We start from the raw sequence: 13,104 nt of genomic DNA, 5'->3' as shown, positions 1-13,104 counted from the left end.
CATTTATAACGATGTTTCTCCGGCTTTTTATTACACTTTAGATTCTTCTTTATTTCTGATCTTTAATCTTAATTTCTGCATCTTTGTAGAATGCTAATTTACTGTCATTATACTCTTTTGTAAATTTGTTAAACTGCTCTTTCGACTTTTGTGCTTCCACATTTAATTCATTAACAGTTTTAACTTTTTCACCGATTTCTTTTAATTTCGTTTCTTTTACTTTTAATTTTTCATACAGTTCTTTTTCAGTCGCTAACACTTTCGTGTAATTTTCATTCATCTTTTGGAATGCATCATAACGATTCTTATACGACTCTTCTACTGCTTTTGCTTGTTTTTGTAACTTTTTATCTTCAAGCTTCTCTATATTTCCTTGTACAGATTTTGTTTCTTTCTGAGCTTTTTCTAGCATTTCTTTTTCATTTTTCAATACTTTTTCACGATCATCTACATTTGCAGTAGCTTGCTCTAGTTTCTTCACAACTGCTTCATTATGATCTTTGCCTTCTTGCAAAATTTGAGAATATAATTCTTGGCCTTGTTTCTCTAACTGCTCTAATTTTTTTGCTTCATCCACTAAAGATTTTTCTTGTGTTGCTGCTGTTTCAAAAGCTGTATATAAATTTTCTTCTGGCTTTTCACCGAAACAACCTGTTAAAAGTCCTACTGATAATGCTCCAACTACTGCTACTTTTCCATACTTCAACGTTCATTCCTCCATTACATACGGTTATCATGCCAGAAGTTCACTGGGAAGTGACTTTCTTCATGATAAGCTTCGAACTCATAACCTTTTTCTTTTAGCCCTTTTAAAATTGCTGGCACAGCAGCAACTGATTGCGGGTGAATATCATGCATTAAAATTACTTCTTGTGGTTTTGTTGCGTTTGTTAATACATTTTGAGCAATTTGTGCTGCAGCTGCATCAACTGGCATTTTATTGTATCTCCAATCTAATGAATCAATTGTCCAATCCCATACTTTAAATCCGCCTTCTACCACTTTATTTCGAAGACCTTCATTTAATCCAGGCATCGAACCATATGGAGGACGTGTTAATTTAGGTGATTTCCCAATAATATTAGCGATTAAACCTTGATCTTCTTTCATCTCATTTACATACTCGCCATTTTTATATAACTTTGCGAAATTATGTGTCATACTATGCATGCCTACATAATGACCCTCAGCATTTTCACGTTTCACTAAATCAGGAAATTCTTTTACATTCGCTCCAATTAAAAAGAACGTCGCCTTCGCATCATGTTGTTTTAGCGTATTTAATAATTCAGCCGTATATTTCCCTGGCCCATCGTCAAATGTAAGATAAGCAACTTTTCTTTCTTTTCCATTAAAACGACTTGGTGCCGTTTTATTCATTTCAACTTTCGGCTGTTCACTTGCAAGCTGCACTACATTTTCTTGTTTCGCAACAGCTTTTGCTGGTGAAGTAATTGATTGAAACATGTAATACCCAATAGCTACTGCGGCAATCGCTATTAAAACGACTACTATTTGTTTAATTTTTAAAGCTTTTTCCATTCTATCGAATTCCTCTCCCTATTAATCTTATATATAAATCGCCCAATATAATTATACATCTATTTATTTTTATTTCACCATATAAATAGATTTTATTTGTATTATAATGGGAGTTTTATCAAAATTGTTGTTCCTATTCCTTCTTTGCTTGTAACACTAAGCACACCACCATGAAGCTCTACCATTTTTTTAACGATAGCTAAACCAATACCTGCCCCTGCAGCATGATTATTAATTTGGTAAAATGATTGCTCAATATATGGTAAATGTTCTTTAGCAATTCCAATCCCTTCGTCTCTTACCTTAATCACTGCTTGTCCTTCTATTTTAGTCGCTTCAATGTGTATTGTACTTTTTTTATGTGAATACTTAATTGCATTTTGAACAATATTCAAGAAAACTTGCTTTAGCCTATTTCGATCTCCCATCAATTCAATTCGTTCTATAGTAGTAATAAATTGAATTTCCTTCTCTTCCGATTTAGGAGTTAATTGCCAAATCGTCTCCTCTAGTATATCGTACAATTGCACCTTTTGTTTATATAAATTAAAATGATTTGATTGTAATCTTGAAAAATCTAGCAATTCTTCTACTAAATGAATCAATCTATCTGTCTCACCTGAAATAATGCCCATACCTTGCTTTATTTCTTCTTCTGTTAAATGATCTACTGTTTTTAACGTCTCACTCCAACCTTTAATTCCTGTTAAAGGCGTTCGTATTTCGTGCGAAATAGAAGCAATGAATTCATTTTTCATCTGCTCAGCCTTATCTATTTTATAGGCCATATAATTTAAACTATGTGCCAATTCACCTAATTCTCCAGGATAATCTTCTTTAATTTTTTGCTTTAATGTGCCTTCTGCAATTTGTGAAGAGGCTTGAATAATGGATTCAATTGGCTCAACAAATGAATTTGCCAAACGTCTACTAATTAAGAAGGCGACTCCCGAAATAACAATACCTACAGAAATAGTAAACGTAATAATTTCAATAATCTTTTTATTTACATTTGTTAAAACAGTCGTATATTTTAAAACACCAATAGTTTGTCCTTGATGTATAAGTGGGCTTAGCACCTCTAGTTGTTTTTTATTACCTTTCGTAGTAACTTGATTATACATTTCACCTTCTAATAATGATTGTGGAATATTCACTTTACCTTCTACCTTTTCACCACTTGAAGATTGTATAACCGAGCCGTGACGATCAATTAACTGTAATTCTGTTCCTTCTAATTGAAAGCTACTAATTATGTCACCACTATATTCTTGTAATCGAATAAAGTATAGTGAATTGTATTCTGAAAAAAAACGTGTACTCGTTTTCGCATGAGACTCTATATATTGCACAATACCATTATAATAGTATCGATAAATTGAGACTGAAAATACAACTTCAAATAATACAAGCATAAGTGTAATGACCGTCATAAAATATAAAGTCACTTTCCGTTTCATCTTATACTTTCCTTCCACACATATCCTTTTCCCCACACCGTAAGAATAAATTCAGGTTCTGATGGATTACATTCTATCTTTTGACGTAACCGTCTCATATTTACATCTACTACTTTCGTCTCACCTACGTAATTGGTTCCCCAAATCATATTTAAAATTTCATCACGCGAAACTGGCTTTGAAGCCTGATTCATTAAATACTGTAATATCATATACTCTGTAGGTGTTAAATCGACTAATTGTCCATCTTTATACAATCTTTCTTCTATAATATTTAACGAAAATGGACCTGACGTAACAATATTCGTTTTTTCTTCATGTACTTCTATTCTTCTTAATAAAGACTGTATACGTGCAGTTAATACTACTGGACTAAACGGTTTTGCAATATAATCATCTGCACCTATTCCTAGTCCTTGCACCTTATCTTCATCTTGTACACGTGCGGTTAACATAATAATACCCATTTTTTTATTTTCTTTCCTGATAGCCTTACAAACTTCTAAACCATCAATCCCCGGTAACATAACATCCAGCAGTGCTATATCAACAGTTTGTTCACTCAAAATCTGTAACGCTTCTTCTCCAGTAGTAGCTTCTATTACATAAAATCCAGCACGTTTTAAATTTAAAATAATAAAGCTACGGATCGTTAATTCATCTTCTAAAACTAAAATTTTTGACATAATTCCCACCTCCTACTCTTGTTGATAATCCGCTAGTGGTTTTATATATGCTTTCACTTTTTCAAATTTTGATTGCTTCGGTACTGCATATACGTGAGAAGCCGTTTTAATTGCTGCGCTGTAGCCTTTTATATTGAACCATTCTTTCCGCTTAAAAATATGAACTTCAAGCCATATTTTATTTGTTCTTGCATCCAAAAACTTTTGAGAATTTGATTCTTTTTGCTGATCTGGTATTGTAATTTTTCCTATTAACTCTTTAGGAATTTTCACATAATACCCTTTTTCTATATCTATATATCGTTCTTCAATTGGTTTAATTCCAGATTCACTCCACTGTATGTAACGTTCAAAAAGCGGACTATCACCATGTGATTTATCCTCCCAACCTTTTGGACGTACAGTACGAACAAATTCAATAATGCCGTCTTCATTAACATCTTTACTTTCTACAACATATTCATTAAATAAATCTTCTTTCCCATCTATAGGTAATACTTCATAATGATCCTGATCAAATTTTGCTACATAAGTTATACCTGAATGAGCGCCAACTCCTGCATCAATTACTACCGCCTTTAGTGATTTAGATATACGACCCATTTGTATTCTTTGAATACTATTTATAAATGGATCGTATGACACTTCAGATAAAGTCTTAAATTGTTCCATGAACTCAACTGTCAGCTTCTCATCTTTTTCAAATGTAACAAGGCTTATATCTTTCAGTCCATTTTCATTTAGATCCTCTATGAATAACTTCGTATAACTTCGATTATATATTTCCTTCATCTCTTCATTTTCTTCCGAAAAAACATACATAACATGTTCTAACGATTCACGATTTACAGAGATTCCGATTAACAACTCTCTCTTCCCGTTCCCTGTAAAATCACCGACTTCAACGATATCTACATCTCCACCATCAAATTTATGTGTGGACTTTATTCTCCAGCCATTTCCGATTTCTTCATATACGGCTAAATATACGCTATGATCTTCATTCGGCAATTTATAAAATAAGATGGCTTCTTTCTTATTATCTTGTTTAAAATTCATTGACCAAATCATCTGTTTATCTTTGTTAGACATTGGAGTAAGTAAGCGATAATTAACAGGTAAATCTTTATCAATTTGTTCCTTTAATTCATTAATCCATTTTTCATTTGTAGGAGCTTCCATTAGACTTGTTGGAGCTTCAGACATTTTACATCCAGTCAATATAAAGATAATTCCCATCATGCTTAACCATTTCTGCATATGATATCTTTCCTTACCACAAATTTTGAATATGTCCTTTTACTTTTTTACCTATCCATTATACTCATACATATGAGTATAATTTTTCTAAACTAAAAAATCGTTACAGAAAAGTTACAAATACATTCCAAAAAAAAAGATTGGCAAAAGCCAATCTTTTTTTATTATTCGTTTCGGACTGATTTTGGCGTTACACCTAAATGATCATTTAATTTTTTTGAAATATCTTTTACATTTTTTTCATTTGGAATGTAATAATAAATACCACCGATACGTTTATCTGTACCTTCTATTTGCAATTTTTCCATTTCCAAATTAGATCCTGCCATATTTTTTGTAATGGCAAGCATATCGTCAAATGTTAAGTTCGTTTTCATATTTTTATCAACCGCATCTAGTAAAGAGCCCATTTTGCTAATTGATTGAACAGACATCGCTTTTTTAGCAATTGCTTCTATTACAAGTTGCTGTCTCTGTCCACGCATTGCGTCACTATCAATTTTACGCGTTCTTGCAAGTGCAAGAGCTTGTTCTCCATTTAAATGTTGGTAACCTTTTTCTAAATGGATCATACCAGCTTGGTCTTTACTATCTTGTTCAGTGAAAGTAACTGGTACATCAATATCAATACCACCAATTGAATCGACAATTTGTACGAATGATTCAAAGTTAAACTTCACATAATAATCAACAGGTACATTCAAAAATCTTTCCACCGTATCGCGTGTGCTTTCTACGCCACCAAATACGTGAGCATGAGTAATTTTATCTAATTTTTTTCTAGTTGGAATGTAAACACGTGAATCACGTGGAATACTTACTAGCTTAACAGACTTATCATCTTTATTAATTGTTGCTAATAAAAGTGCATCTGTTCGAACTGCCTCGCCATATTGGCTTTTTCTCATTTCACTTCCATCTACACCCATAATTAATATTGAAATATTATCCTTTAAAGGTTCGACTTCTTTATCACGCTTTGATGACTTATCAATTTTTGCATACGCATCATTTACAACAGCTTTTGCTTTATTATATATAAACGAACCATATCCTACTCCTCCAAAAATAAGTAGGAAAAATGGAATTAATATGAACCATTTTATTGACTTTCTTTTAGAACGCTTTTTATTACTTCTCGTATTTTGTTCTAATTCAGAGCTCATACCCATTCGCCTCTCTTTCTCTTTACCAAGTATAATGTAAGTCTATTTATCTTCATATTGAATTTCCTTTCACTAACCTTACAATTTTGTAAGGTTACTACTTAAACCCAATACGTATTCCATTTCACATTATACTCTCGTACTTATTTTTGGCAAGTCACTATTTACCAATTTCAAAAATTTAGCACTTCGCAACATATGAATTTACAAATTTATTAACTCTTTCATTTTAAATTAGGATGTCTTTTTCTTAACAAACGATATGAATAAAGAATCCAGCTAATTATAAAATCTCTATGAATACAGTATATTTGACGTTATTATTTCTCAAACGGCGTATACACGCTTTTCTCCCCCTGATTATCAATGTAAGCCGACTTTGCTTTTATTTTCGTTTTTTCTACTTCCATGTCTTCATTTGAGAAGTTCACAATGATTTTAATATCTTTTCCATAAGAAACAGATTGTACTAGCTTATCTTCTGACAAATACGCAAAATTCGTCATCTCTTCTTTTACTGCTTTTTCATGAACTTCATTCCAAACTTTTAGATGCTCTGTAATTTCTTTTTTATGCTTATTCCACTCTACTTCATCTAAATGGTACAACGGAGGAACATTATACAATAATTCAGACAGCATTCGATTTCCAACTTCATCTTTTACCTTTAAACTTCCCCATTCCCAATGATGCGTTGTAATAACGGAATCATTGTATACTAATTTATATAATGGTACCGAATATACTGGGTTTAAATATACTTGTTTATATTCTTCTTTCAATGGTACTTGTTTTGCATATTTTTCAGGCACATTTTGATTTGGTGACCAATATCCACCGACATAATACGGACTTGTTTTATTTTTCCGCATATCTTCATCGTCCCATTTAATAACAGGTGTTTCAATTCCATGTGCAAATGCAATCGTACTACTAGCAAAATCATTTCCGCCTTCAGAACCAACGACCATACCCTTTTCTTGCGCAATGTAGTCCATTCGTTTTAAACGTGCTTTTAAATCTTGCTCTTGTGTCGTTATATGTTTCGCTGAATAGTCATCGTAAATTTCACCTGTCGCATCACAATCAATAAACCATGAATTATATTTAGGGCCATTTTGTAATATATCATTCATGCGTTCCTTTACACTAGGTAGCGATAAAGTCGGGTTTAACTTGCGACCTCTACCTAAAAAGCCTTGCACCTTTTCTCCGTTTTTCTTCGTTACAGTAGCCTCTTCGTATAATGATGGGTCATTAAAGAATGCTGTGTTCCAATTTTTATCACTTTTTTCGTGAATGGAATGATATGAGTCATACGGACCAACTAAATATCCCATTTCCTTAGCTTTTGTCACAAAATTAGGTTGCATAAATCCTTGTTCCCAGTTCGGCAGACCAATCCACGCTTTTTCTATTCCTGTCTCTTTCATTTCCTTTAATATGTCCGTTCCATCTGCATTACCCCATTTACTTACCTCTTCAACCGCATCACCAAGTAGCGACTTTAATAAATGCTTATTTAAGCTATACAATTCTGTCTTCGTTAAGTGACCTACACCTTTCTTTATTAGCGCACCAGCTTCCTGATCAACGTTTTGGAAAATATCCTCTTTATAAAATTCCTTCATCGATAATACTTCGTTTATATAACGTAAAATGACATTTTTTTGATACTTATCAATGAAATCTTGTTTACTTACTTGATCTAATACATTCAGTTCCCCAGGCTCTGAACTATTCTTTTGAATAAGTTCTTTTATATGACTAAACAGCGGGCTATTTATTTGCTCCCTTAGTTTTGGCCAATTTATATTATTTTCTGATAAACCATTTTGATTCCAAAAATAAAAATGCGCCGCTCCATATAACTTTTCGATTTCTTTATTTTTTCTAGCCTTTTCTTGTAATGTTTTAAATTCACCTTTTCGAACAATATCATCCTTATATAGTTTAGCAATACTTACCGCATCATTATTTGTCACATATAATTGAAATCCATATGTTTTATTTTTATTTATGCTGGGAAATTCATGTGTAAAATCAAACCCTATTTTCGGATCCGAATGAAATTTCAATTCATTATTAAACATATTCTTTGCAATATATACAATTGAATATTTCGAACCATTTAATGCGAAAAACTTCATAGAAAATGATTCAGCAAATGAATATGCATCATCCTTTAAAAACTTCTTCCAATTCTCATCATTGCTCGGAATTTGCTTACCCTCCCATAACGGAAGTGTATAATTCTCAGCTTCTACTTTCGGCCATGTAAAGCTTTCTGCACCAGTCGATTCCACTTCAATGTTTAAGTGGTCTTTTTTCTTTTCTAATTTTATTTTTACATTTTGATCTGGATATTCCCACGATGTACGATCCTTTTCTTTTTTTACATTCGATACCTTCATTTTCGGTAGGGGTTGTGATGCCTGTTCCTTTACACCCTCATGTTCTACAGTTAATGTAAATGTTTCTGGATTTACATCATAAGTAAAATCTTTATACGTCGCTTTCTTTATTTTAGACTCTTGTACAGCATTACTACCTTTTACGTCACAACCGACTAAAGTCGAAAACGACATAGTTGTAAGAAGACATATCGCTATCATTTTTTTCATCCTCTGCACCTCCACCAATGAATATACAGATGCTTTGTTACAGGAATGTGGCAAAAGATAATAGAGCTAGCATTTTGCTAGCTCTGTTTGGAGTATTAAAAGTTGATATGAACAACTATAATTCGCTTAGAAGATATGTAATACAGTAACTGCATTTTTTCTCAACAATTATGAAACTAAACAAATCAAAATTTTAACAAGCATTCTTCAACTGAAAAAATAAGTGTATACAATGTATCCTAAAAGTAGTACTAAAATGATTATTCCTGTACCTTTCCAATTCATACCGCCTGCTATATCAACTGGACTACCCGTTTCCGCTCTATTGAGTCCGTCACGTAAAGAACCCGTAGGATTACTTTTTAATTCACTTTGTCTCATACGCTCTCTTTTTTCTTCTGGTGACTCTTTATTCATTTAATCACCTCCAAAATGAATGCACTCTTTACTTACATTATTCAAAATCAACATTTGTTTTATATTTTTTCCGAAAAAACCTAATTTAAAATAGGTTTGCAACGTAAAGAAAGCTAGCCATGCCAGCTTTCTTTACGATCCAATATGCTCTTCCTTATTTACAATAATACCTTTATGGTCGATTTCAAGCTCACATACTTTCATATCTGTAAATACTCTCGCTAATTGCTCAGCGATTTCTTGACGCTTCTCATATGGCGTTAATATAAAAATAGATGGCCCCGCACCGCTAAGTGCTGTGCCGTACGCACCAAATTCTTTTGCGCATTTACGAATAGATGGTAATAATGGTACGAGTTCTAAACGATATGGTTCGTGAAAATGGTCTCTCTCCATCATTTCACCTACAACTTCCCACCGCTTTTGACATAATGCAGCTACTAATACGTTACTTATCGCACTAGCTTTAACTGCCTCATGAAACGGAAACATCTTTGGTAATACAGATCGACTTTCATCTGTATTTAATTCTGCATTCGGAATGAGAGAAATTACACCCAATTCCTTGCTCTCAATTCTTACGACGGAAACATCCTTTCCATCAAGTGCTCCAATTACAGTTCCACCTAATATAGAAGCAGCAACATTATCAGGATGCCCTTCAAAATTTGTAGCAATTTGAACTTTTTGATCAGCAGTTAAGTTCAAATTGCCTAGTTGATTCGCAAGCTCCATCCCAGCTACAATCGCTGATGCGCTACTTCCTAGCCCTCTCGTTAATGGGATATTACTAGTAACTTCTATTATATGAGGTGATATAGAAGGACATACTTTACATGCCGTGCTAACGATTAAATTTTTATCGTCTGTCGGAATTGATTCTTCAAAGGAATGGATTACTTGCCATTTATCTGCTTTTTCTTTAACCACCACATCTAAATACAATGACAAAGCTATTCCAACTGAATCAAATCCAGGGCCAACATTCGCCGTACTAGCAGGGATACGAACGCTAAATGGTATCACGACATAATCACCCCTTTAATATGATCTTTAATTTGTTCTATATCATTTGACACACTTGCGATGTCTAGTTGATTTGAAGAAATAGCGATATCAGGATCCTTCAAACCATTTCCAGTTAATACTGCAACAACTGTTTCTCCCTTTTTGATTTTTCCAGATTCAACATGTTTAATTACGCCGGCTAATGAAGCATTTGATCCCGGTTCAGCGAAAACTCCTTCAGTTTTTGCCAATAACCTATACGCATGTAATATTTCTTCATCTGATACCATATCTATTTCACCGTGAGACTGCTCAGCAGCCTCTACTGCGTATGACCAACTTGCCGGGTTACCGATTCGAATCGCTGTTGCAATTGTTTCAGGCTCTTCAATTACATGCCCTTTTACAATTGCAGCTGCTCCTTCCGCTTCAAAGCCATGAATTCTTGGCTTCTTATAACCTTTTTCTTTCTCATATTCACAGAAACCTTTCCAATATGCTGTAATATTTCCTGCGTTCCCAACAGGGATAGCTAGAACATCTGGTGCATTTTGCAATTGGTCACAAATTTCAAATGCTGCCGTTTTTTGCCCTTCAATTCGATAAGGATTTACTGAGTTTACTAACGTAATCGGCTCTTCTGCAGCAATATTTCTTACAGCCTTAAGTGCATCATCGAAATTCCCTTCTATTGAAATGATTTCAGCACCATAGGCAACTGCTTGTGCTAATTTTCCATGTGCAATCTTTCCTTCCGGTATTACGATAATGCATTTCATCCCAAGACGTGCCGCATATGCTGCAGCTGATGCTGATGTATTACCTGTTGATGCACAAATGATTGCTTCTGAACCTTCTTCTTTCGCCTTAGCAACTGCCATGACCATGCCACGATCTTTAAAAGAACCTGTCGGATTCGCTCCTTCGTACTTACCATATAGCTGAATCCCTAATTGTTTTGATATATTTAATAATGGAATAAGTGGTGTGTTTCCTTCCATTAAGCTGACATCAGGTGTATTTTCATTCACCGGTAAATAAGACGCATACTGTTTTAATAGTCCTTTATACATATTGTTTTTCCTCCTCAATAATGTAGTAACTGTTTATTTCACTTGCGACAGCTTCTATCGCTTCTAAAACTCGTTCGAATTGATACTTGGAAGTTCGATGTGTCACAACCACGACTTCTGCCAGTTCACGGTTTAAAGGTAATTGAATAACTTCTTTTAAACTTACAGAATAATTAACGAAACATTCTGTTATTTTCTGCAACATCCCAGGCTCATCTCGTAATGAAATACGTAAGAAATATTTCGAAACTACTTCTTCATCACCTTGTAATTCATAAGGAACTGGTTCTTTTAACGCACTTTTATTTTTCGGAACTTGATTCATATTTTTAACGATTGAAATAATATCACTTACTACAGCAGAACCAGTCGGTAACTTCCCAGCTCCGGGTCCATAAAACATTACTTCTCCTACCGCTTGGCCATGAACATACACCGCATTAAATTCATTATTCACATTTGATAATGGATGCTGGCTCGGTAAAAGCGTCGGTTCTACACTTAAATGAATGGCTGGTCCTTGTTTTTCAGCCTTACCAATTAACTTCATAGTAAATCCTAACTTTTCAGCCATTTGTAAATCTTCTTTTTCGACCTTTCGAATCCCTCTTACTTGCACATCATCTAATGAAACATTCATCGAAAAACCTAAGTTTGCAAGAATTGCTACCTTTCTCGCCGCATCTAGTCCATCTACATCTGCTGTCGGATCCGATTCTGCAAAGCCTAATTTTTGTGCTTCCTGTAAAGCCTCTTCATAAGACCATCCATTTTGACTCATTTTTGTTAACATATAATTTGTTGTACCATTTACAATTCCCATTATTTTTTGAATTTGATCTGATGCTAACCCATCAGTTAGTCCTCTTAACACTGGAATACCGCCCGCTACACTCGCTTCGTAACATAAATCACAATCATTATCGTTCGCCAGTTGAAGAAGCTCTGCACCATATACAGCCATTAAATCTTTATTTGCTGTTACGACATGTTTTTTATTTCGTAAAGCCTTAACAATATGCTGTTTTGCTTCTTCAATTCCTCCCATTACCTCTACTACAATATCAATATTTGAATCATTTAGAACTTCATCTGCATGACTTGTTACTGCAATTCCGTCAATACAAACATCGCGTTCTTTTTCCAAATCACGTACAACGACTGTTTTCACTTTCACTTCGTATCCTGTATCAAGAGCGATTTTTTTATAATGTTCTTTCAAAATATGAACAACACCACTTCCGACCGTACCTAAACCTAATACCCCAACATTTATAACGTTATTCATCTTCTAATCTCCTCCTACAATTTTATTATTTATCTCTATCAATCACCTTGCGCTGCTTTTTAATCATGCAGGTGGTGGTTATTTCCGTACGTACAAATCGTTCCATGTTACTGCACCTCCTTTCAAAGTAAAAAAACACACCCATCCCTAGGAAAGGGACGAATGTGTTTTCGTGGTTCCACCCTTGTTCCAATCTAGACGTATTTCTCCCTAGATTGCTCAAGTTCAGATAACGGCTGATACCGTCAATAATTAATAGATTACTCGTTCACTATTGAAGTTCAAAGGTGGTAAAATCATTTCTCGTGTTAGGAAGCTCACACCCTAGACTTCCCTCTCTGTAAACCGTAAAAATGATTTCTTGTCCTTATCGTTACTTTTTCGTTCATGTTGATTTGTTAACTCATTATACTCGCATAAAAAACAAAATCAATACTATTTTTCAATTATTTTAAATTTTCAATCTACAAATCCGTAAAAAAACACACTCATCCCTAGGAAAGGGACGAATGTGTTTTCGTGGTTCCACCCTTGTTCCAATCTAGACGTATTTCTCCCTAGATTGCTCAAGTTCAGATAA

Annotated in this window: 11 protein-coding genes and 1 other annotated feature; all 11 genes read right to left on the bottom strand. The window is 34.0% G+C overall.

The window, feature by feature from the left end:
* Positions 1–49: 49 nt before the first annotated feature.
* The 11 genes from MR169_RS21920 to MR169_RS21870 all read right to left on the bottom strand — a co-directional run bounded on the left by MR169_RS21920 (position 50) and on the right by MR169_RS21870 (position 12,524).
* Entirely contained in the window at positions 50–706 is a 657-nt protein-coding gene (locus MR169_RS21920; RefSeq protein WP_000873574.1) for a YkyA family protein, read from the bottom strand.
* A 14-nt stretch (positions 707–720) separates the two neighbouring features.
* The gene (locus tag MR169_RS21915) at positions 721–1,542 is read right to left on the bottom strand and encodes a peptidoglycan-N-acetylglucosamine deacetylase (RefSeq protein WP_000409484.1); all 822 of its coding nucleotides are present in this window, start codon (positions 1,540–1,542) and stop codon (positions 721–723) included.
* Positions 1,543–1,643: 101 nt separating this feature from the next.
* Positions 1,644–3,002: a sensor histidine kinase gene (locus MR169_RS21910; protein ID WP_242320024.1), complete on the bottom strand. Its 1,359-nt coding sequence runs from the start codon at positions 3,000–3,002 to the stop codon at positions 1,644–1,646.
* On the bottom strand, positions 2,999–3,688 hold the full coding sequence (locus tag MR169_RS21905) for a response regulator transcription factor (protein ID WP_242320023.1): 690 nt from the start codon (positions 3,686–3,688) through the stop codon (positions 2,999–3,001). Before MR169_RS21905 ends, MR169_RS21910 begins: the two co-directional genes overlap by 4 nt.
* Positions 3,689–3,700: 12 nt before the next feature.
* Positions 3,701–4,948, bottom strand: coding sequence for a hypothetical protein (locus MR169_RS21900; RefSeq protein WP_242320022.1), 1,248 nt, complete (start codon positions 4,946–4,948; stop codon positions 3,701–3,703).
* 164 nt (positions 4,949–5,112) lie between these two features.
* Positions 5,113–6,114, bottom strand: coding sequence for an LCP family protein (locus MR169_RS21895; RefSeq protein WP_002163948.1), 1,002 nt, complete (start codon positions 6,112–6,114; stop codon positions 5,113–5,115).
* Between the two features lie 320 nt (positions 6,115–6,434).
* Positions 6,435–8,738, bottom strand: coding sequence for a glycoside hydrolase (locus MR169_RS21890; protein ID WP_242320021.1), 2,304 nt, complete (start codon positions 8,736–8,738; stop codon positions 6,435–6,437).
* 207 nt (positions 8,739–8,945) lie between these two features.
* Positions 8,946–9,155, bottom strand: coding sequence for a DUF6366 family protein (locus tag MR169_RS21885; RefSeq protein WP_001031483.1), 210 nt, complete (start codon positions 9,153–9,155; stop codon positions 8,946–8,948).
* A gap of 132 nt (positions 9,156–9,287) precedes the next feature.
* Complete coding sequence (thrB, locus tag MR169_RS21880; protein ID WP_016117624.1) at positions 9,288–10,181, bottom strand: homoserine kinase; 894 nt, start codon at positions 10,179–10,181, stop codon at positions 9,288–9,290.
* The gene (thrC, locus tag MR169_RS21875) at positions 10,178–11,236 is read right to left on the bottom strand and encodes a threonine synthase (protein ID WP_000276435.1); all 1,059 of its coding nucleotides are present in this window, start codon (positions 11,234–11,236) and stop codon (positions 10,178–10,180) included. Before thrC ends, thrB begins: the two co-directional genes overlap by 4 nt.
* Positions 11,229–12,524 carry a homoserine dehydrogenase gene (locus MR169_RS21870; protein ID WP_242320020.1) on the bottom strand — a complete coding sequence of 432 codons (1,296 nt, stop codon included), beginning with the start codon at positions 12,522–12,524 and terminating at the stop codon, positions 11,229–11,231. Before MR169_RS21870 ends, thrC begins: the two co-directional genes overlap by 8 nt.
* 151 nt (positions 12,525–12,675) lie before the next feature.
* Positions 12,676–12,907, bottom strand: a binding site (T-box leader).
* Positions 12,908–13,104: the final 197 nt, after the last annotated feature.

This window comes from Bacillus cereus group sp. BfR-BA-01349, assembly GCF_022663795.1.
GTDB classification, from domain to species: Bacteria; Bacillota; Bacilli; order Bacillales; family Bacillaceae_G; genus Bacillus_A; species Bacillus_A cereus.
Note: the sequence above shows the minus strand (reverse complement) of the source record. Positions and strands in the feature narration are given on the sequence as shown.